21 protein-coding genes are annotated in these 20,336 nt (G+C 62.4%); 15 read left to right on the top strand and 6 right to left on the bottom strand.

The features are described 5' to 3' along the window. Nucleotides 1-156: 156 nt before the first annotated feature. The 3 genes from FFI89_RS25490 (at nucleotide 157) to FFI89_RS25475 (ending at nucleotide 4,228) form a co-directional block, all read left to right on the top strand. The gene (locus FFI89_RS25490; protein ID WP_138830322.1) at nucleotides 157-1,716 is read left to right on the top strand and encodes a 2-isopropylmalate synthase; all 1,560 of its coding nucleotides are present in this window, start codon (nucleotides 157-159) and stop codon (nucleotides 1,714-1,716) included. A 181-nt stretch (nucleotides 1,717-1,897) separates the two neighbouring features. Further along, nucleotides 1,898-2,932: an acyltransferase gene (locus FFI89_RS25480; RefSeq protein ID WP_246669252.1), complete on the top strand. Its 1,035-nt coding sequence runs from the start codon at nucleotides 1,898-1,900 to the stop codon at nucleotides 2,930-2,932. A 102-nt stretch (nucleotides 2,933-3,034) separates the two neighbouring features. Beyond that, complete coding sequence (locus FFI89_RS25475; protein ID WP_246669251.1) at nucleotides 3,035-4,228, top strand: NADH:flavin oxidoreductase/NADH oxidase; 1,194 nt, start codon at nucleotides 3,035-3,037, stop codon at nucleotides 4,226-4,228. Between the two features lie 83 nt (nucleotides 4,229-4,311). Here the strand turns inward: FFI89_RS25475 and FFI89_RS25470 are convergent, their stop codons facing one another. Further along, nucleotides 4,312-5,310: an ABC transporter substrate-binding protein gene (locus tag FFI89_RS25470; protein ID WP_138830321.1), complete on the bottom strand. Its 999-nt coding sequence runs from the start codon at nucleotides 5,308-5,310 to the stop codon at nucleotides 4,312-4,314. Between the two features lie 118 nt (nucleotides 5,311-5,428). Here FFI89_RS25470 and FFI89_RS25465 point away from each other — a divergent pair, with 118 nt between their 5' ends. Both FFI89_RS25465 and FFI89_RS25460 read left to right on the top strand, forming a co-directional pair. After that, nucleotides 5,429-5,635, top strand: coding sequence for a hypothetical protein (locus FFI89_RS25465; RefSeq protein WP_138830320.1), 207 nt, complete (start codon nucleotides 5,429-5,431; stop codon nucleotides 5,633-5,635). Nucleotides 5,636-5,709: 74 nt separating this feature from the next. Then, the gene (locus FFI89_RS25460) at nucleotides 5,710-6,135 is read left to right on the top strand and encodes a hypothetical protein (RefSeq protein WP_138830319.1); all 426 of its coding nucleotides are present in this window, start codon (nucleotides 5,710-5,712) and stop codon (nucleotides 6,133-6,135) included. A 491-nt stretch (nucleotides 6,136-6,626) separates the two neighbouring features. Here FFI89_RS25460 and FFI89_RS25455 read toward each other — a convergent pair whose 3' ends face one another. Further along, a complete protein-coding gene (locus FFI89_RS25455; RefSeq protein ID WP_138830318.1) occupies nucleotides 6,627-6,836 on the bottom strand; it encodes a hypothetical protein in 210 nt (69 codons plus the stop codon). 83 nt (nucleotides 6,837-6,919) lie between these two features. Between FFI89_RS25455 and FFI89_RS25450 the strand changes: the two genes are divergently transcribed. Next, on the top strand, nucleotides 6,920-8,656 hold the full coding sequence (locus tag FFI89_RS25450) for a hypothetical protein (protein ID WP_246669250.1): 1,737 nt from the start codon (nucleotides 6,920-6,922) through the stop codon (nucleotides 8,654-8,656). A gap of 90 nt (nucleotides 8,657-8,746) precedes the next feature. Next, nucleotides 8,747-9,106, top strand: a complete 360-nt coding sequence (locus FFI89_RS25445) for a hypothetical protein (RefSeq protein WP_138830317.1) — start codon at nucleotides 8,747-8,749, stop codon at nucleotides 9,104-9,106. A 169-nt stretch (nucleotides 9,107-9,275) separates the two neighbouring features. On the opposite strand, the gene FFI89_RS25440 is transcribed toward FFI89_RS25445, so the two are convergent. From FFI89_RS25440 to FFI89_RS25430, 3 genes are read right to left on the bottom strand one after another with little or no spacing between them, the layout of a single operon-like run. Next, on the bottom strand, nucleotides 9,276-9,644 hold the full coding sequence (locus tag FFI89_RS25440) for a TadE/TadG family type IV pilus assembly protein (protein WP_138830316.1): 369 nt from the start codon (nucleotides 9,642-9,644) through the stop codon (nucleotides 9,276-9,278). A gap of 11 nt (nucleotides 9,645-9,655) precedes the next feature. After that, entirely contained in the window at nucleotides 9,656-10,159 is a 504-nt protein-coding gene (locus FFI89_RS25435; protein WP_138830315.1) for a TadE/TadG family type IV pilus assembly protein, read from the bottom strand. A gap of 14 nt (nucleotides 10,160-10,173) precedes the next feature. Then, on the bottom strand, nucleotides 10,174-11,361 hold the full coding sequence (locus tag FFI89_RS25430) for a pilus assembly protein TadG-related protein (protein WP_138830314.1): 1,188 nt from the start codon (nucleotides 11,359-11,361) through the stop codon (nucleotides 10,174-10,176). A 705-nt stretch (nucleotides 11,362-12,066) separates the two neighbouring features. Here FFI89_RS25430 and FFI89_RS25425 point away from each other — a divergent pair. The 6 genes from FFI89_RS25425 (at nucleotide 12,067) to FFI89_RS25405 (ending at nucleotide 17,019) form a co-directional block, all read left to right on the top strand. After that, the gene (locus FFI89_RS25425; protein ID WP_138830313.1) at nucleotides 12,067-13,140 is read left to right on the top strand and encodes an alkene reductase; all 1,074 of its coding nucleotides are present in this window, start codon (nucleotides 12,067-12,069) and stop codon (nucleotides 13,138-13,140) included. A 96-nt stretch (nucleotides 13,141-13,236) separates the two neighbouring features. After that, nucleotides 13,237-14,097, top strand: coding sequence for an SDR family oxidoreductase (locus FFI89_RS25420; protein WP_138830312.1), 861 nt, complete (start codon nucleotides 13,237-13,239; stop codon nucleotides 14,095-14,097). A gap of 238 nt (nucleotides 14,098-14,335) precedes the next feature. Further along, the gene (locus FFI89_RS25415; RefSeq protein ID WP_138830311.1) at nucleotides 14,336-14,734 is read left to right on the top strand and encodes a DoxX family protein; all 399 of its coding nucleotides are present in this window, start codon (nucleotides 14,336-14,338) and stop codon (nucleotides 14,732-14,734) included. 41 nt (nucleotides 14,735-14,775) lie between these two features. Continuing rightward, a complete protein-coding gene (locus tag FFI89_RS25410; protein WP_138830310.1) occupies nucleotides 14,776-15,645 on the top strand; it encodes a pirin family protein in 870 nt (289 codons plus the stop codon). Between the two features lie 122 nt (nucleotides 15,646-15,767). Beyond that, the gene (locus FFI89_RS34580) at nucleotides 15,768-15,935 is read left to right on the top strand and encodes a hypothetical protein (RefSeq protein WP_168213043.1); all 168 of its coding nucleotides are present in this window, start codon (nucleotides 15,768-15,770) and stop codon (nucleotides 15,933-15,935) included. A 124-nt stretch (nucleotides 15,936-16,059) separates the two neighbouring features. Further along, complete coding sequence (locus FFI89_RS25405; RefSeq protein ID WP_138830309.1) at nucleotides 16,060-17,019, top strand: LysR family transcriptional regulator; 960 nt, start codon at nucleotides 16,060-16,062, stop codon at nucleotides 17,017-17,019. A gap of 113 nt (nucleotides 17,020-17,132) precedes the next feature. Here FFI89_RS25405 and FFI89_RS25400 read toward each other — a convergent pair whose 3' ends face one another. After that, on the bottom strand, nucleotides 17,133-17,543 hold the full coding sequence (locus tag FFI89_RS25400; protein ID WP_138830308.1) for a DoxX family protein: 411 nt from the start codon (nucleotides 17,541-17,543) through the stop codon (nucleotides 17,133-17,135). A 183-nt stretch (nucleotides 17,544-17,726) separates the two neighbouring features. Here FFI89_RS25400 and FFI89_RS25395 point away from each other — a divergent pair, with 183 nt between their 5' ends. Continuing rightward, complete coding sequence (locus FFI89_RS25395) at nucleotides 17,727-19,472, top strand: CocE/NonD family hydrolase (RefSeq protein ID WP_168213042.1); 1,746 nt, start codon at nucleotides 17,727-17,729, stop codon at nucleotides 19,470-19,472. Nucleotides 19,473-19,493: 21 nt separating this feature from the next. Beyond that, nucleotides 19,494-20,282, top strand: a complete 789-nt coding sequence (locus tag FFI89_RS25390; protein WP_138830306.1) for an enoyl-CoA hydratase/isomerase family protein — start codon at nucleotides 19,494-19,496, stop codon at nucleotides 20,280-20,282. The last annotated feature ends 54 nt before the right edge of the window (nucleotides 20,283-20,336 follow it).

The following is a 20,336-nucleotide window of genomic DNA, read 5'->3' as shown; positions in this document are numbered from 1 at the left end:
GTCCTTGCCCACCCTCCTTCTTGGCGGGCTTCTGCTTCTTATCGGCCCCTGAGGGCCGTCTGGGCGCTTGCGCCTGGGCACTCAGGGGTTGCGCGAGATCACCAGACCCTTCAGCGCTCGAAACAGCAGCGCTACCACCCATAAGGAATGCTTCCAATGACCACCGCCTCCAAGTCCGAGAAGGACCGCGTCATCGTATTCGACACCACCCTGCGTGACGGCGAGCAGTGTCCCGGCGCCACCATGACGTTCGAGGAAAAGCTCGAGATCGCCGAGATGCTCGACGACATGGGCGTCGACGTCATCGAGGCCGGCTTCCCGATCACCTCGGAAGGCGACTTCCAGGCGGTCAGCGAGATCGCCCGCCGCTCGAAAAATTCGGTGATCGCCGGCCTGTCGCGGGCCAACCCGAAGGACATCGACCGCTGCGCCGAAGCCGTGAAGTTCGCCAGGCGGGGCCGCGTCCACACCGTGATCGCGACCTCGCCGCTGCACATGCGCGTCAAGCTCAACATGACGCCGGAGCAGGTGCTGGATCTGTCGGTCGCCAACGTCACCCGCGCCCGCAACCAGATCGACGACGTCGAGTGGTCGGCCGAGGACGCCACCCGCAGCGAGATGGATTTTCTCTGCCGCATCGTCGAGGCGGTGATCAAGGCCGGCGCCACCACGGTCAATATTCCCGACACCGTCGGCTACACCACGCCGGAGGAATACACCCGCTTCATGCGCACGCTGATCGAGCGGGTGCCGAACTCCGACAAGGCGGTGTTCTCGGTGCACTGCCATAACGACCTCGGCATGGCGGTGGCGAATTCGCTGGCCGGCATCGCCGGCGGCGCGCGCCAGATCGAATGCACTGTCAACGGCATCGGCGAGCGCGCCGGCAACGCCGCGCTGGAAGAAGTCGTGATGGCGATGAACGTCCGCAACGACGTGTTTCCGTGGTGGAACAAGATCGACACCACGATGTTGACGCGGGCCTCGAAGCTGGTATCGGCGGCGACCTCGTTCCCGGTGCAGTACAACAAGGCGATCGTCGGCCGTAACGCGTTCGCGCATGAGAGCGGCATCCATCAGGACGGCGTGCTGAAGGACGCCTCGACTTACGAGATCATGCGTCCGGAGATGATCGGCCTGAAGAAGTCGTCGCTGGTGCTCGGCAAGCATTCCGGCCGCCATGCCTTCGTGCACAAGCTGGAAGAGATGGGCTACAAGCTCGGCGCCAACCAGCTGGAAGACGCCTTTGTACGGATGAAGGCGCTGGCCGATCGCAAGAAGGACATCTACGACGAGGACATCGAGGCGCTGGTCGACCAGGAGATCGCGGCCGCCCACGACCGCATCAAACTAACCTCGCTGACCGTGATCGCGGGCACCCATGGGCCGCAGCGCGCCACCATGAAGCTCGACATCGACGGCAAGACCAGGATCGAGGAAGCCGAAGGCAACGGCCCGGTCGATGCGGTGTTCAACTGCATCAAGGCGCTGGTGCCGCACGAGGCCAAGCTGGAACTCTATCAGGTCCACGCCGTCACCGAAGGCACCGATGCCCAAGCCGAAGTGTCGGTGCGGCTCGCCCATGAAGGCCGCTCGATGACGTCGAAGGCCTCCGATCCGGATACGCTGGTGGCGTCGGCGAAGGCCTATCTCGGCGCGCTCAACAAGATCGTCATGAAGCACCAGCGCGACGAGCCCGCGCAGGCGGCGAGCTGAGGGCTTCTCCGTCATTCCGGGGCGATGCGAAGCATCGAACCCGGAATCTCGAGATTCCCCGGTGCGCAATTGCGCACCTGAGGTCTGGTCCTCCGGACCATCCCGGAATGACATGCAAACACAAAACGCGGCGCCCTCAGCGCCGCGTTTTTGCGTTTGAGCGACCGTTCGCCGCGCGCTAATGACAGGGATGCTCGTCCATATCCAGATTCTCCGGTTTATCGCGGCTGTCTCCGTCATCGCCTTTCATGCGCTGGGCGTCGCCCCTGACGGCTTCAAGGTGGCCGAGAGTCCCATCTCCTTTGTGCTGTCCTATGGCGGCCGCGGCGTCGATCTGTTCTTCGTTATTTCCGGCTTCATCATTTTCTATGCGACCCATGGTGCCAGCCTGACGCCGGCGGAATTCCTGCGCCGCCGCGTCGAGCGGATCGTGCCGCTGTATTTTTTCGTGATCTTCGCTGTCACGGTGCTGGCGGTGACGTTGCCGGCCACGTTCGGCGCGCCGGATTGGTACACGCCCCGCCATATCCTCAAATCGCTGGCGTTCGTCGCCTTCACCGACGGCGAAATGCCGGTCGTCTATGTCGGCTGGTCGCTCGAATACGAGATGTACTTCTATCTCGCCGCGGCCCTGCTGATGGCGGCAACGCGCGATGCCTGGCGCAACATCGTGGTGATTTTTTCCGCGCTCGCGACCGTTGGGCGAATTCCTGGCGTTGACCCCGCGCTCGGAAATTACGCGTTCTTCGTCGATCCGATAATCCTCGAATTCGTGCTCGGCGTCATCGTGGGCCATGTGTTCGTCAATGGCCGGGCCGGCTGGACGATGCCGGTTGCGGCAGCTTGCGCGATCGCGGCGGTGCTGGCGACGGACCCCGCCAGCCGCGTCATCGTATCCGGCATTCCGTCAGCCTTGCTGGTGGCGGCGGCCGCCTTTATCAGTCGCAGGCGCACCGATCCGTCTTGGCCGGAGCGTAAGCTGGCGCGGTTGGGCGATGCGTCCTATTCGATCTATCTCGCCCAGGTGGAGACGGTGTCGCTGGCAGGCACGACCGTGGCCGGCCTGATCCCGGCCATTCCGCCGCTGCTGCTCCTGGTCGTCACCAGCGTTATCGTTGTCGCACTCGGCCTGTTGCTCAACATCGCCGTCGAGCGTCCGTTGCTCAGGTTCAGCCGGCGCCTGGGCGTTCCGCGCCCGGCACAGGCCCCCGGCTGAAACTGCGCATTGACGCGATAGCATCAGGCATTTTTAATTGGCGGTCTCGGCCACCCGATCGGGCCGCACTGCGAATAACAATAATCCGCAAGGGAGCGAATGATGGACGGTTCGACCAACGGCAGCCAGATGCCATCGCCGATGCTGTTCCAGCCGCTTGCGATCCGGGGCCTCACGCTGAAAAACCGGCTCGTGGTGCCGCCGATGGTCCATTACCGCTGCGACCCCGGCAACACCTGCGGCACCTTCCACCTCGTGCATCTCGGCCGCTACGCGCTGGGCGGCTTCGGCCTCGTCTTTGTCGAGGCAACCGGAGTCGAGGAGATCGGGCTGATCAACGAGCACGACCTCGGCATCTGGAACGATGCGCAGGTCGAGAGTTTTAGGCCGCTGATCGCCTTCATGAAGCGTCAGGGCACCGCGATCGGCATCCAGCTTGCCCATGGCGGCCGCAAGGCGTCCTCGCAAACCGCCATGCAGGGCATGGGACCGCTCACGGAAGAAAACCTGAAGGCCGGCGACAAGATCTGGCAGCCGGTTGGGCCGACGGCCGAGCCGGTCGCCAAGGGCTGGCTGACGCCGCGCCAACTGACGACGCAAGAGTGCAAGGCGATGGTCGGCACCTGGGCCAAGGCCGCGCGGAATGCAGTGGCCGCGGGCTTCGACACCATCGAAATCCATACCGCGCACGGCTATCTGCTGGCCTCGTTCCTGTCGCCGGTCTCCAATACCCGCAACGACGAATACGGCGGCGACCGCACCGGCCGCATGCGCCTGCCGCTGGAGATCGCCGAAGCGGTGCGTCGCGAAATGCCGGATACGATGCCGCTGTTCGTCCGCGTCTCGTCGGTCGACGGCACGCAGGAAGGCTGGAACATGGACGATACGGTGGTTTTTGCGCGCGAACTGAAGGCGCGCGGCGTCGACGTGATCGACTGCTCGTCCGGCGGCATCGCGGGTGCGGCTACCGCTGCCCAAGTGCCGCGCAGCCTCGGGTTCCAGGTTCCGTTTGCGGAGCGGGTCCGCAACGAGGCCGGTATCCCGACCATGGCGGTCGGCATCATTCTCGAAGCGCAGCAGGCCGAGGCGATTCTGCAGAACGGGCAGGCCGATCTGATCGCGATCGGCCGCCAGTCGCAGTTCAATCCCAACATCGCCCACCATTGGGCGCACGATCTAGGGATCAACATGCGCTTCGAGGACTGGTCGCCCGAATATGGCTGGTGGCTCGAAAAGCGGATCCGGACGCTGGAAGGATTTGCGACCCCGACCGGTGCGGTCACGCGTCGCGGATGAGGGGCGGTTCGTTACTGTCATCCCGGGGCGATGCGCAGCATCGAACAACGCGCAAGAGCGATTGGCGCAAACCCAATGCCGCCTTACTCAACCACCTTGTCGGCGGTGGCCAGCAGGGTCGGCGGCACCGCGATCCCGAGCGCCTTGGCGGCTTTCAGGTTGATCGACAATTCGAACTTGGAAACCTGATAAAACGGGATGTCGGCGGGATTGGCGCCGCGCAGGATGGCGTCGACATCGCCGGCCATTCGCTTGATCAACTCCTTCAGGTCGAAGGAATACGCCATCAGGCCGCCGGCATCGACCGCTTCCGCAAAGGCATGAATGGCCGGAATGCGCGCCTCGGCGAGTGACTCCGCGATCACGGCGCGGTTCACCAGCGCGTTCGCGCTGTCGATCATCATGACCGCGTCCGCGCCGCCGCGAGAGGCCTGTGCGATGGCGTCGCGATAGGTCGTTGCGGTACCGGGAACATCGATCGGCACGCTGACGACGGCAATCCCGGCGGCTTCGGCTGCCGCGCGCACCGGGGCCTCCGCCAAATGTTGCGATACACCTTTCGCGACAATGAACGCCAGTTTCGACATCGCCGGAAACATTTCACGCAGCAGCGCGATGCGCTTGCCGTGAATCGACGGTCCGGCGTCGACGCTGACGCCGGTGACGTTGCCGCCGGGATGCGCCAGGCTCTGCACGTAGCCGAGCGCCATCGGATCGTTGGTGATGGTGACGATCGGGATTTTCGAGGTTTCGCGCGTGAAGTGCGAAGCGGCGGGATCGATGATGTAGATGACATCCGGATTGCTGCGGACGACCTGTGCCGCCAGCGCGGCCGGGTCTGACTGGTACTGCTCCCTGCTGTAGCGCTCGACGGTAAGGTTTTGTCCCTCGATCTGCCCGAGACGCCGAAGCTCGCCGAAAAATACCCGATGGTAGGTGGGGCTGTCCTCACGCATCAGCGCATGTGAAGGTGCCGATACATTGACGATGGCCAGACGCCGGTTGGTGGCGACCGGCTGCGCCGCGGCACGGCTGACCGCAGCCAACGACACGGCCCCTGCCACAAAATCCCGGCGTCTCATGTCCGCTCCCCGGCTTCGGCAGGTGGCATCCTAGGGTTTAAAAGACTGCACTGAAAGGGTGGACAGGTGGCTCGATCTCCTGTCCTGCCTGCCGGTGCAGCCGTGACACGTGACATTCATGGGTTTCGCTTCGGATCGCGCGTTCGAGGTGATCGGCGCTGGCACGGCCCTGTGCGCCATGCCGCTGCGCGACGACTGGGCGAAACTGGAATTGAAGATCGTCATGCGCGCCGCACATCTTTCCGGCGCGGTCGGCTGGAGGTGGATCATCTGCGTACCGGAGCAGCCGCAGGAACCGCGCCACCGCGGACGGATTAACCATTAGTTAAGGTTACGTTTGCGGGTCCGAGAGGCGAGGCCTAGCCTTGGCGGGTCGCAACCCAGGAACAGGTGCGTGCCATGACGTATGGAAGGTACGGAACGCTTGCTGGGGCGCTTGCCGCCATCGCGCTGATGTGTGCCGGTAACGAGACGTTCGCCAGGTCGGGCGGCGTGCACGGTGGAGGTTTCGTCTCGGCGCGCGCGATCCCTCATTCGCCATTTGGCCGGCTGCATCATCGGAGAAACATTGACGGTGCGTACTGGCCGGCGGACTACTACGATGGGCCATCAAGCGGCGAAGCCATTGCCGACGTTCCGCCGCCGCTCTCGAGCGACGTCCATTACACCTACACCTATGACGTTCCCTGGGATTGGGCGCATCGGTATCCGCCGAATGTCGTGCCGTCCGACCGGGCCTATGTAACGCAGTGCCCCGCTGAGACCGTGACGGTCCCTGGCGTCGGCGGCAAGGACCACATCGTCAATATCGTGCGGTGCTACTAGATCTGTTGAATTCGCACGGCGGATCAGCGAAATGTCTATCGTACCTCAATGTGCGAAGGCGGAAGCGTAATCCGCCATCTTTCCTTGTCGCGGTGGGTTGCGGCTTCGCAGCGGCTTGTTGACACCACGGACAGAGTGAGATTCCCTGCACCGACACGGACAACCAACCGGCCATCATTCCATGTCGACGCTGGAAGCCGCACGACCGCGAGCGGCCCTGGACCGATCAGGAACAGCGGAATCTAGCGCATCAAGTCAGCTATGATCTGATGAGCCGCTCTCGATGGACACCGCGGAGGCATCGTCATTGGCAGCCGATCTGCATCAGATAGGCGAAGACCGGTTCGCTGTTGAGATCGACGACGCGGTCAGGAGCGCGACGCGTTACAGCTCGATGTGACGGGGACATTGCGACAGGGCATTGCCTAGCCATCCGTACGGCCGACGACGGTCGGGCTGGCCGAAAGCCGCCAACCCGACCGGCCGTACCGTCAGTTGGCGGTGTTCGGCAAGCACGGCGGTACCGAATAAGGAGCTGTGGCGTACGCGCCGACGTTCGGAGCCCGCACACAATCGACGGCTGTATTGGTCGCCGTCGCGGCCTGGTTGTGCCGCGATGCAACATTGCGGGTGGCCGACGCCTCGGTGGTGTATGCGGCTGCCGCAACCAGGGCTGCGGCGACGAAGGTCATTTTGGTCATGGTTTTCTCCGCGTGGTGATGGAAGCCAAACCAGCTCGGCTCCTAGGACCAAGTGCGGCGAACGCCCGAAATTATTTCATCACGTGCGATCACTGAAGCGCGAGCACTTCGGACAGCGGGCGGCGATCGCCGGGATCGGTTGCCTCAAGCGCTCCCCGGACTCAACCCGGAGTTGTGGCGATATCCCGGTCCTTTGGCCAAAGTCGAATAGCGTCTTCGCGTGGATGGACCGACATTGCCCGCCGGGCGTGACCACCGTGAAATCTGTTGCAACGTCGCCGGCGCGGCTGGATCGCGCTGGAAAAGCCGATAGGATGACCGCGCATAAGGCGACACAGAATCGCCGCGGGCGTCAGACCCGGCTCCCTGCCGAACTACATCCACATTTGTCCAATGCAATTCAAATAGATCGCACCATGTGGTTCCCCGTTGTCGCGTGGATAGTACTGTTCAGTGCGTCTGCATTTTTTGCGGGCGCGACACTCGGTCTCGATCCGCGCCAAATCTCAATTCAGCTGTCGTCTCTGCCGGCTCCCCAGCGATTTGCGCTCGGCGCCATCATTCTCACAACCCTTTCGCTGATCGGCTCGTCGGTATGGCAGGCCTACAGCCTGGCACGGCAAAACAAGTTGTTGCGGGATCGTCTCAGGGGCCTCCGGCAGGAGGCCTTGACCGCGCATGACTCGCAGAAACACTTCGATGGGGCGGTGCAGCATCTTCTCGATACCGACCCCGAGGTGGCGATTACGTCAATTCAGAAAACGCTCAGCGATACCGAGCAAAGGGTTGCCGAACAGCGCAGCCGTATCGAATCCGTCGACCTGAACGAAAGGCTCGACGAGATCAGGCGCCGCCAGCAGGCGCTTCGCGAGGCGGTCGGCGCCGTGAGCGAAAGGCGGCGGGTGGTCGAGCCCGTCTTCGGTGAACTGAAGGACCGGCTGCGCCAGCTCGAGCGATGGCTTACCCAGCTCGAGATCGACGACAACAAGCAAAGCCTCGGCGATCGCGTCACGGAGCTGGACCACGACGTGTCGGCGATCCACGCACGCGAAAACTCTCTGCAACAATCGCTGGCGACGCTGAACCGCTTCAAGGAGGAACTGACCAAATCCGATGCCGAACTGGCGCCGTTGCGCTCCCCGGAAACCGGGATCTACGCCCTGATCGCGGATCTGCGCTTGCGTCGCGAGGCGCTCAACAACAGCCTCGAGCAACTCGAATCCAGCGACAATGAAAAACTCGATTCCCGTGTCGAAGCGCTTTCCAGAGAGAAGATCGAGATCGAGCAGAGGGTTGCCCGCCTGGATGATTGCTTCAATATCCTCGATTCAATTCGCCTGGATATGGACGATCTCAGGGAACGTCGGACCCATCTGGAACGCTCGCTGGCGGAGGTGGAGACGAATGCCCGCGGCGAGAGCCTTGTCGACCGACAGAATGCGTTGAACGAGTTCATCAAAAGAACCCGATTGCGTCTCGAGAAACTGCAGGATTCGTCGGCGACGCTGAACCAGTTCAAGGAAGAGCTGGCCAAGACCCTGGCCGGGCTGGCGCCGCTGCAGGGACCGGTATTCGGCATCGAGGCCTTGATCGGCGAAGTCAATGTCGGCCGGGATATCCTGGCCAGGACTCTCGACGATATCGAAATCAGGGGCGACGAATTTCTCAGCACGCGCGTGGAGGCGCTGGCGGCGAGCAAGATCGAGGTCGACGAGCGGGTCGCCAAGGTGTTCGAGGATTTCCAGAAGCTGGATTCCATGCGCAAGAATATCGGGGAGATATTCACCAGCATCAGAGGCACGCTCAACAGGATCGGTTGATCGTGACCCCGGCGTTCGTCTTGCCGGAAGGCGTGAAGCCGATCAGTCGAAGATCTGGCGCGTACCCGGTCGGTGGTCTATGGTGTGGCTATGCCGCGCTTCGTGTTTCCTTTGATTGCGATCGTCTTGTTGCTGCTGCCGGCGCTCGCGCCCGCTGCGCCTGCTCATAAACGACCGGCGCCACGCTGGCACGGCTACGGTTTCCTGCCGGGCTATCAGCAGCCCCTGAACAACACCCTGCCACTTTACGCCCAGAAGGCTGGGGTAGTGCGCTACGCGCGCCAGAACCGGCGGCCGTGGTATATTGATCGGACTCCGGAATATTACGGCTACGATGGTAACTGGCACTATTTCGGCCGGCCCGGCTTTTACGGCGGTCGCTACAATGGCGGTACCTTCGGCCCCTGCTGGACGCAGACGCCGATCGGGCCGGTCTGGAATTGCGGCTGATTGGGTTATTGCCCGCAGACCGCGGGTGCATTCGTTTGCCGGCTATGGCGGCTCGTGGCGGATTTTGTTGCAAGAGTCAGTTGAGACCGACCTCAGAAAAGCGAATTGGGGTAGCGTTCGACTAGTGCCCCCGCATTGGACTTAGCAAAGGCAGGCTTGGAAGGCTCAGCTAACTCGGAAAACAAGCCTGCGCTGTCAGCGTCAGCGGAGCGACGTTGAAGATCCCCGGAAACTGAAAATTATAGCTCGCGTTAACCTGATTTCCGCAGGCTGGCGTACTGTAGCTGAAGGTCGATGACGGCAAGCCCAGGCCAAAAGTCTGCCGGGTGGCGTAGCTGGTGATCGCGTTCGGATTGCTGGTTGGGCAAAGCGTAGAGTTCACGCTTGCGCATCGTGCGGCCATCTCAGCCCCGTGCTGCAGGCCGATCTGCGTCCAGAACAGAAGCCCGGTTTCAATAACGCCTAAGAGAATCAAAAAGAAAACCGGGGCGGTCAGGCCAAATTCCAGCGCCGACGCGCCGCACTCATTCCGCCACATCCTTGTTAATGTCACTGCAGCCTCGCGGTAGAGTGCGCCGTATAAGTGTAGGTGGAGGGTACGAGTTGGTAATTAAGGATCGTGCTGTACGTCGCTTGTGCTGAAACCGTGGTGTATGTTCCAGCCAAAGCTCCTCCTGGACAGGTCGTGCCGCAGCTAACGGTGCTTATGCTGGAACCCGTTGCGCAGCCGCAAAACGACACCGGCAAGGGCGACGCAGCGACGGCGGTAGAGTTAGTCGCGCTGGTCACGGCATCGGAAATCGCGTTCGCATCAAAGTTATGCATGATGGCATATTGGACACCGGCCTGGGCGGCATCTTCAACCTGCATCTTGCGGTAGACCCCTAAGCCAATATCGATCACGGCGACCACCATGAGCGCAAGCACGGGGACCAGAAAGCCGAATTCGACGGCGACGGCGCCCCCTGTGTCGCTTGCTGCGCGGTCGAAAAGGCGGCGAAGCAAACTGGGTTTTCGACAAATGCCGCGGTGAGGAGAGCTGCATTTCGTCATTTGAAGCACTCCTTCTATTCGACGAGCTGAGCGGTAGTGATGCCGATCGCGGCGGTACCAAGTGCGGCGCAATTGACCTGAAGATTCGAAGTCCCGGTGAAGGTGAGCTTATCCGCTATGATTTTCGTGCAGGAGGTGCTCATGCCGTTGCCACCGCTGAAGCTAAGGTTCGCTTTTGGCAGGTAAATGGCGCCACCGAAGTTCTGGGTACCGCCGCCGGTCAGGCTAAAAGCCGTGTCAACCGGCATTTTGCGGTCGCCGTACATCACGATCCCTTGGGTCGGCCCGGAGCTTGGCGCCGTTAAATTGACATTCGCGTTACTGCCGATGGAGGCCGTGCCCCAATTGCTGCCCGAGCCGGTGAAGACGAGCGTCACGCCGGAGCCGGTGATCGTGGCATTGCCTGCGACCGAAAGGTTCGCTCCGTCGAGATAATAGATGCCGGGGCTCAAGTTCAGCGTCGCTCCCGCATTGACGGTGATGCTACCGCTATAGCACCCTGGGCTGAGCGACGTGTTTTTCCCGTTGCTGTTGACGGTAATCTTGGCGTTGCTGCAGCTCGGCTCCGCTGGCGGAGAAACGTTCGCATAAGGATCGGCGATCGGTCGCATGCCGCTCCGGATGCCGTTGGTCGCCGTAATATTACTCGCGCCGGAGATATCGCCGACCACTCCGACTTGATTGGCGGAAACGGTTGCGCTGCCGCTGACATTCAGCGAAGGTTTCGCGCTGGAGTTGCTGTAAAGATTACAGCCAATTAGATTGAGCTGATTACTGCCGCTCACGTTCACGGCCGGGCTGGCAGTGGGGTTTAGCGCAAGCACGCAGCCCGTTCCGGCGTTACCTAACGCCACGGCCCGCGCCGTGATGAGTACCGGATCGTTTCCAAACAGCGCCGACAACAACCGTGGTTGCGACTGGCTGATGACCACCTCTATCGCTTGTGGGGTTGATGCGTAGCTTCCCGCGGACGGCGGCTGGTTGACGGTCACGGTGACGTTCTTTGCCCCATTGGTAAAGCCATAGAGACCGGTCACCGTGCCGGCTTCGGCGTTCAGGTTACTTCCTGCCGTCGCCGCGCTCACAGCTGCTGAATCCGCTGCGCTCTGCATGTTTTTATGAGTATATAGCCACCATCCAACTTCGGTGCCGAGGCTGGCGGTTCCGACCAGGACCGGCATCGCAACTGCGGCAACGATCATGTAGCTTCCGGACTGATCGTGCCCGAAGAGCCGGAGCATCCTTTTGAAGTTCGGACGGCCTACTTTCGGCGCTTGCGCGAAGGCGGGCCGGACACGATCGAATCGTGAAAGGGACTTTCTCAGTCGGCTCATGGTTCCACCAGCTTTGTATTTCGAGATCGTCTCGAACGCAGATTAAAGGAGACGACTTAGAAAGCGGTTTAGCTGACCGCACAAAATTGTCCCTGCCGCGTAACCTTTAATTAATCGAAGTTTTGACTGATTGTTTAGTTGAGTGGCGGCCACGATCGCGAAGCGTCTGGGAAGATGGTGCTCAATCTCAAGACGGCCAGAACGCTGGGGCAAGTGGCTCCTACGCTTCTCGCCATTGCCGACGAGGTGATCGAATAGGGCCCTCCGGCTTCCGGTATTCGAGCACAAAGCGGGCATTCCGCAAACTTGAGATGTCCGCCAGGAGACATCGTGCCCGTTGCGGGCATTCCGGCAATCGCTGTAGTTTTTGGTGTCCTCGCTCCGCGCTGCCGGCAGGTCGCTCGATCAAGGTCGGGCGGCACTGGGCCGACAATGCGCTCGGGATGCAGGCTGAATCCACTGCCGCTGTATCGAACCTGCCGATGGTTCCCATCTGAATAAGCCGGGTTATCTGATTGCGGCGCGATCCCTAGCTTCTCGTCATGCGTCATCCAATCGCTGTCGAGGAAAACCATGAAGCAATCATTCACGCCCGTCCGTGTCGGACGCTACACGCTGCCAAACCGTCTGGTCATGGCCCCGATGACCCGCAGCCGCGCCAAGTTGGACGGCACGCCGGGAGAACTGGCCGCCGAATACTATTCCCAACGCGCCAGCGTCGGCCTGATCGTCACCGAAGGCACCCAGCCTTCCGATGACGGCCAGGGCTATCTCGCGACGCCCGGCATCTACAGCCCGGCGCATGTCGCAGGCTGGAGCAAGGTGTCCGCCGCCGTGCATGACAAGGGGGGCCGTATCTTCATCCAGCTCATGCACGCCGGGCGTATGTCGCACCCCGACAATACGCCGCATCATCGTCAAGCCGTAGCACCCTCTGCGATTGCCTCGGGCGGGCAGATGTTCACCGCGACAGGGATGCAGGACATGCCTGCGCCGCGCGCGCTGACGACCGAGGAAGTGCGCCGGACCATCGCCGACTTCCGCCAAGCGGCGCGCAGCGCCATCGAGGCCGGCGCCGATGGCGTCGAGATTCACGGCGCCAACGGCTATCTGGTCCAGCAATTCTTCGCCCCGAGCGCCAACACGCGCACCGATGAATATGGCGGCTCGATCGCGAACCGCGCCCGTTTCGCCATCGAAGTCGCCACCGCGGTTGCCGGAGAAATCGGCGCGGACAGGACCGCTATCCGCCTGTCGCCCGGGATTAAGATGTGGGGCATCGACGAAGGCGAGGAAGGCCCGGCGCTCTACCGCTATCTGGTCGCCGAGCTCGACAAGCTCGGCCTCGCCTACCTGCACGTCTTGCATGCCGGCGACGAGAAACTGGTGGGCGACATCCGCGCGCTGTCGAAGCAACCGCTGATCGTGAACCGGCCCGGTCGTCCGCGCGACCGGATCGGCGCCGACGTGGCTTCGGGGTTGGCCGATCTGGAAGCCTACGGCCAGCTGGTCCTCGCCAATCCGGATTTTGTCGCCCGGGTGAAGACCGGTGCGCCGATGAACGAAGCGGATCGTGTCAGCTTCTTTGGCGGCGCCGCGCCGGGCTACACCGATTATCCCGCGCTGGAGGCGGCCACGGCCGCGTAGCTTGCCCGCGAAGGCGGTCAAAACAAGTGCAAGCGTGGCAAAGACGCAAGCTGCCACGCTCGCCTGCTTTGCTCTGTTATCCCGGCGGAGGTTGACATGAAGATCGGTGTCAGTGGCGCCAGCGGCCATTTGGGCAGAGCCGTCGTTTCGGAACTGCTACAGCGTGCCGGCGGGCACGAGGTGGTGGCTATCACGCGCACGCCGGAAACCGTCTCCGGACCGGCCCAGGGACGGTTCGGGGACTACAACCAGCCCGAAAGCCTCGCGGAGGCCTATGCGGGTCTCGATCGTCTGCTCATCATCACGACCGTCGATCCGGAAGCCGGAAAGCGCGGCGTGCAGAACGTCGCTGCCATCGACGCGGCCGTGAAGGCGGGCGTCAAGCATATCGTCTTCATGTCGGCCGTGGGCACGCGGCAGGAGGAGGAGCCGGCGCGCGGCGCCTCCTACTGGCGGGGCGAACAGCATCTGATCGCCACGGCGCCGGCCTGGACCATCCTGCGGATGAACTTCTATGCCGAAGCTTTCCTGCAACTGGCACAGGCGGCGCTGAACCAGGGCGTGCTGGCCGGGCTGGCCGAGAACCGGGCTGCCTTCGTTGCGCGTGACGATGTGGCAGCCGCTGCAGCCGGAATCCTGGTCGGCGACGGCCATGCAGGCGCGATCTACAACGCCACCGGGCCCGAGCGCCTCTCCGGTGCGGAGCGCGCGGGCCTCATCGCCGAAATTACGGGCCGGCCGCTCGCGTTCCGCGTCATCACGGAGCAGCAACTGCGCGCCGGACTGACGCAGGCCGGGCTGCCGGCGGGGGCCGTCAACATCGTCGTCGGCATCCAGGCGAGCTTCGCGGCGGGTGCGTTCGACATCGTGACCGGCGACGTCGAGCGTCTTGGCGGCCGGCCGCCCAAGCCGCTCCGCGACGTGCTTGCTGCGGCGCTGAAGTCGCCCTCGACCTGAAGACGCGATTCCCGAACTAAGTGTCATTGGGCGCTCCGACGCCACCAGCCGCGATGTTCCCGCGCGAGCCGTCGCGCGGCTGCGCAAAACATCGTCCGATACGTCAGGTCTCTCAAAACGGGCGGCGACGATATATCGGATAATCCGATGGATATTATCTAAATAAATCGCCTGTTGCCGTGGTCGCCTCCATCCTAGGTTTTCCTCACTTTCAACCCCACACCCAATGGAGACCAACATGAGTGCAACTTCTATTTCATCCGTCCGTCCTTCCCGTCGTATCGGCGCCTGGACGTTGCAGGGCATCATCGCGGCGGCTTTCCTTGCGGCCGGCGCCGCCAAACTGGCCGGCGTTCCTTTCATGGTCGACCTGTTCGACCAGGTCGGACTCGGTCAGTGGTTTCGTGTCGTGACCGGCGTCGTGGAGGTGGTCGGCGCCGTCGCGTTGCTGGTTCCGGGCCTCGCTTCGCTCGGCGCCCTGTGGCTCGGCGGCACCATGGTCGGCGCTGTCGCAACCCATGTGCTCGTCCTGCACACCAGTCCGGTCCCGGCGATTGTTCTGGGAGTTCTCAACGCGCTGGTTGTCTACCTGCGGCGCGATGAGCTCGTTGCCTTGCTTCACCGGGTCAGGGGCTGAGCTTCGAAACCAAGAGATGGTCAAACCTCGGGAGAATGAAAATGAAGACCGATGCAGTGTTCACGCGTCCGAATCGCGCTGAAAAGAATTCCCGGCAGATTGCTCTGCGCACGCGTGGACACTCGCATGGGGGCGTTACCCGACTGGTCAGTCCGGGCGACGTCGGTGAACTGATCAAGCCGTTCGTCTTTCTCGACTACTTCGACGCCGATCCCGCGACCGCACCCAAATTCGGCTTTCATCCCCATTCGGGAATTGCGACGCTGACCGTCATTCTGGCCGGGCAGGCCTTCTACAAGGAGACCACCGGCCGCGAAGGGGTCATCGACACCGGCGGTGTTGAGTGGATGCGCGCCGGTAGCGGCGTTTGGCATACCGGCGGAATGTTCGGCACGGAGCGGATCAAGGGCTTTCAGCTCTGGGTCGCGATGCCGCCCAAGCTCGAACTTGCCGAACCCCAGAGCCAATATCTTGGCGCTTCCGATTTCCATTTTGCTGGTCCGGCGAGGGTTCTCGCCGGCGAATACGGCGGTGTGAAAAGCATTGTCGAGTCGCCTCAAGGTATCACCTACCTCGATGTGCGCCTCAAGGCCGGGGAGCGCTGGACCTTTCAGCCGCCCAGGGGGCACGACGTCGCCTGGATCGCGTCGCACCAGGGCATCGTGACAACGTCGGAGCAGGTATCGACGGGCGAAGTCGCCGTGTTCGAGGAGGGAGATCAGGCGATCGAGTTCGAAGCGCTCTCCGATGCCGGCTTCATCCTCGGCTCTGCGGTCAAGCACCCTTACGACCTCGTGACCGGCCACTACTCCGTGCATACCAACGCCGATTCACTGCGCATCGGCGAGAGCAACATCGCCGATATCGGCCGTCGGCTGCACAACCAGGGCGTCCTGGCAGCAAGACGCTGAGGATTTGCAGCGATTGGCCTGGTTGAAGAACAAACGAATGGAGAAAAGCAATGTTTGGATCAGATGGAGTTCAGCTTATTCAACGTATGGCTAGCGCCCGGCCGTGGAGGTCCGATCGAGACTTGCCGCTCCGGTCGGAACATTTCCCGGTCGAGGCGAGGGGCCGCGAGATCGTCACCCAGCAAGGTCTCACGATCGCGGTCGCCAGCGATCCGGCGATGGGCGAGGAGATCGCCCGGCGCCTGAACAATAGCGACCGGAGCGACCAGGAGGATCAATGGGCGCTCTGACCACGCCCGAGGCCGCCAGAACGTGCTTACGGGACCGATGATGCGAGCTCGATGGTTGATATGACCGCCGATCGGGCAGTAGCATCCGGCGCTTTAGTATCGGTTTGGTCGATAGGTAGGTTCCATGCTCGACGCTGTCTCTCTCGATCAATTGCGTACGTTCATCGCCGCGGTCGATGAAGGAAGCTTTTCTGCCGCCTCCCGCAAACTATTGCGCGCGCAGTCCGTTGTCAGCGAGACCATCAGCAAGCTCGAGGAACAGATCGGCGTGCAGCTGTTCGACCGCGCCGGCCGCTACCCCAAACTCACCGCGGCGGGATCGGCCGTTCTGGGCGATGCGCGCAGCATCATCGCCGGGGTCGACCAGCTGAAGGCCCGGGCCAAGGGCATGTCGGCTGGTCTCGAGCCGGAATTGTCCGTGGTAATCGACGTCTTCTATCCGATCGACGCGATTACCCAGGTGGCCAAGGAGTTTCGGCAGAACTACCCGGGCGTGGCGCTGCGCATCTATGTCGAGGCGCTCGGAGGAGCCATCAAGCCCGTGCTCGATGGCCGTTGCAGCATCGGCGTGATCGGATCACTGCCGGTGATTCCGGATACGCTGGCCTATGAGCGGTTGCCCGGTATCGCGTTTCTCATGGTTGCCGCCCGCGATCATGCGCTGGCTTCCTACCGGGGCAAAATTCCCAGGGCGGTTCTTGGAAAACATACCCAGATTGTTCTCACCGACAGGTCGGAGCTGTCGTCGGGACGCGAATTCGGCGTCATGTCGTCTGCGACCTGGCGGCTCGCGGACCTCTTCGCCAAGCATCATTTTTTGCTCCACGGCCTGGGTTGGGGCGGCATGCCACTGCATGCCGTGCGCAAGGATCTTGAAGAGGGGCGCCTTGCCGTGCTGCCGATCGAGGACGTGCCCCCGGATGGTTTGATGCTGCCGATGTCGGCGGTGTGGCAGACCAAGTCACCGCCCGGACCCGCCGGCCGATGGTTTGTCGATCGCCTGAAGCAATTTCCGGTGGATACGGGCAAGGTACCGAAGCCGCCGGTCACCAGGAAGAAGGCCGGACGGTCCAAGAATACCTAGCCGAACGCCGGTGTCCCTTATCGCGACGAGCGGCGGCGCGCGTCAGCGCCGCGCTCGGTGGCTCTTCCAGGGTTGATTCATCGACTTGGATTCAGTGACTTGGATTCAGTCCCTCAAGTCGTCGCGCCCGCAACATTTTTCGGATCGCGCGCGTCCAGGCTGAAGCGTCCGGCGCCAAAATGCGCGATCTGCAGCAGCCCGCCGGTGATCATGATGTTCTTGAGAAAATGGATCATCTGATTCTGATCGGCGAAATTCCGGTGAAAGAAGATGGCCGTTGCCAACGTGAACACGGCCATGCCGAACGCAACCTCTCGCGCACGAAAGCCGAGCACCAGCAGCAGACCGCCCCCGATCTCGAAGGCAACGGCAACCGCCCAGCCAAGCGGGGCAAGCGGCAAGCCGACACTGCCGATATAGGCCGTCGTTGCGCCATAGGCGGTTAGCTTGCCAAAGCCGCTCATGAGAAACGGCAGGCCGATGAGCAGGCGACCAAGCAGGGGCAGAAACCTCGTGACGTCCATATTCAGCTCTCCTTGCAGGGGGTGAGAATTCTATCCGGTGCGACCGCACGCGGTCGTGATCAATATTATACTTTACGATCGTAAAGTAAAGTGGTATGAGTCCGGTTGTGCGGTGCCGCTATTGCAAGCCGCTATCGCAAAATGTCGGCGGCCAGCGCCGCGAAAAACGGGCGGAGACGAGCGATGATCAAGGAACGGGACATTTACGTCGCCATGCGGGACGGCACGCGGCTGGCCGTCGACGTCTACCGCCCGGATGCGCCAGGCAAATACCCCGTGCTGTACGCGTCAGCACTGCACAACAAGGACATCCAGGGTCCTGACATCGCGGATATCCTGCCGCCGCAACCGGCGCACGCGCCGCTCTGGTTCGGTCCCATCGAGGCGGGCGACACACGCCGCTTCATCGCCAACGGCTATGTCCATGTGATCGCGCAGCCGAGGGGCTCTGCCAAATCGGAAGGACACTACGGCCACGAGGATACGGACCACTACGATCTGATCGAATGGATTACGCAACAACTCTGGTCAGACGGCAAGGTCGGAATGGTCGGCATCTCCGGATTTGCCGGAGAACAATGGCGCGCGGCCGCGCAGGGACATCCGGCGCTGAAAGCCATCTTTCCCTACGACGCGTGCAGCGCCTATGGCGGCATGTTCGGATTCCGCGATTTCAATCCCGGCGGCGTCCTTCATTCCTTCCCTTATCTGCTCGACGTCTTCAGCACGGTTCACGAGTCGCGCGACCGGCCCGCAGAACTTCCGGCCGCGGAGGAGGAGTTTTGGCACCGGGCCATGCGGAATCCCGACTACAAGCAGTACATCAACCTCTACAACATCCTCACGCAGAAGGGGCAGCGGACGTTCATCATGTATCTCATGATGACCCATCCGTGGGAGCCCGACGGCACCGTCGAGCGCGCGGAGGAGACGTTCAGGAAAATCAAGATACCGTTCTATACGGGCTCGGGAGCCTACGCCTACACCTACAAGCTCCACTGGCTCGGCGCGCAGCACTACTTCCAGAGCGTCAATGCGCCGAAGAAGATGCTGTTCACGGGGCCGGCCCACCTTGAGCGGCCGTTCCACCAGCATCACGACGAGATCATCCGGTGGTACGACCATTGGCTGAAGGGTCAGGACACCGGCATCATGGAAGAGCCGCCGGTTCGGTACTGGCTGATGGGCGCCAACGAATGGCGGACCGGAACGGACTGGCCGCTGCCGGAGACGCAGTGGACGAAATATTATCTATCCCATTGGGAGACGCTGTCGACCGAGCCGCCGCGCCCGGCCTCAGAGGCAGGCGCTTCCGCGCGCGAGCCCGATGTCTTCACGCAGATGCCGGTGACGCGCACGACCAAGGTCGAGCGGCTACGCTACATGACCGATCCCTTGCCGCACGACGTCACCGTCGCTGGCCCGATCACGCTGACGCTGTACGCGGCGATCGATCAGGAAGACACCAACTGGATCATCGTGCTCAAGGACGTCGGGCCCGACGTCTCCGTTCGAACCGCGCGTGAAGGTGAGCGCGATGTTCCCTCCACACTGCCCGAACGCGAACTGACACGAGGCTGGCTGAAGGCATCCTATCGGGCGCTCGATGAAAAGCGTTCAAAGCCCTGGGAGCCGTTCCACAAGCTCACGCAGGACGCCATCGCTCCCGTCAAGCCGGGCGAGGTGGTTGAGTACAAGATACAGATCCTCGCCACAGCGAACCAGTTCAAGGCGGGTCATCGGATCTGCCTCGACATCACCTCCGTGGATGTCCCGACCGGCACCGGGGCGATGACCAACGTCGAATACATCCCGTACCACGTCTGCAGCAGCACAACGGTGACCCACAAGATCTATCGGGATGCCGAGCGTCCGTCACATCTGCTGCTGCCGCTGATCCCCGCATCCGTCAACCAGCGCACTGCGTAAAGCTCGAGGAGGGCATTTGCAATGACGACGATCCGATTTGAACGAGATGGCGCCATCGGAAATATTGTGCTGGCCAATCCGCCGTTTAACCGGCTGGACCTGCGCTTCACGGAAGCTCTGAGAGTGGCCGTGCACCAGGCCAGCGCAAGCGACATCCGCGTGCTTGTCGTTCGCGCCGAGGGGCCGCACTTCAGCTTTGGCGGCGAGGTGCGTGAATGGCCGGGAAAGGACGTCAACTGGTTCAGGACGTTCGTCGCCGAAATAAACGTCTCCTATCGCGCCATCGAGATGCTGAAGATACCGACGGTGGCCGTGGTGCACGGCGTCGCCTTCGGCGGCGGTTTCGAACTTGCGCTGGCGTGCGATTTTCTCGTCGCGGCCGAAAATGCGACCCTTCGCTGCGTCGAAGTGACGACGGCGATGCTGCCGATCGCCGGAGCCCTGCAGCGGATCGCCGAGCGTGCCGGGCGGGCTCGCGCAACGCGTCTCGCCATGCTCGGTGAGCCGATCTCCGGACGCGAAGCCGGTGTGCTCGGAATTGCGACCCATGTGGTGCCTGAGAACGAGCTTTCGGCAACGGCGGCTGCATTGGCCGGACAGCTCGCGACCGGGCCGACCCGGTCGTACGCCGCGACGCGCACGCTGCTCAAGGCCTGGTCGAGCGGAGGCGTCGCCGCCGCGGATCTGGTGATGCTCGATATCGCGATGGAGCTCTACAACGGTGCCGACGCCCAGCGCGGTTTTGCGAGCACAGCGGACGCTTTCGACAGGGACATTGAACCGCCAACGCTCGTCTTCGAAGGAAAATGAGCCGGCCGCGAACACAAGTCGAGAAACTCCGTGGTCAACGCCGATAGCTCCAGG

Source organism: Bradyrhizobium sp. KBS0727, from assembly GCF_005937885.2.
Taxonomy (GTDB): Bacteria; Pseudomonadota; Alphaproteobacteria; order Rhizobiales; family Xanthobacteraceae; genus Bradyrhizobium.
The sequence above is the reverse complement of the archived record's forward strand: the minus strand, read 5'-3'. Positions and strand labels throughout refer to the sequence as shown.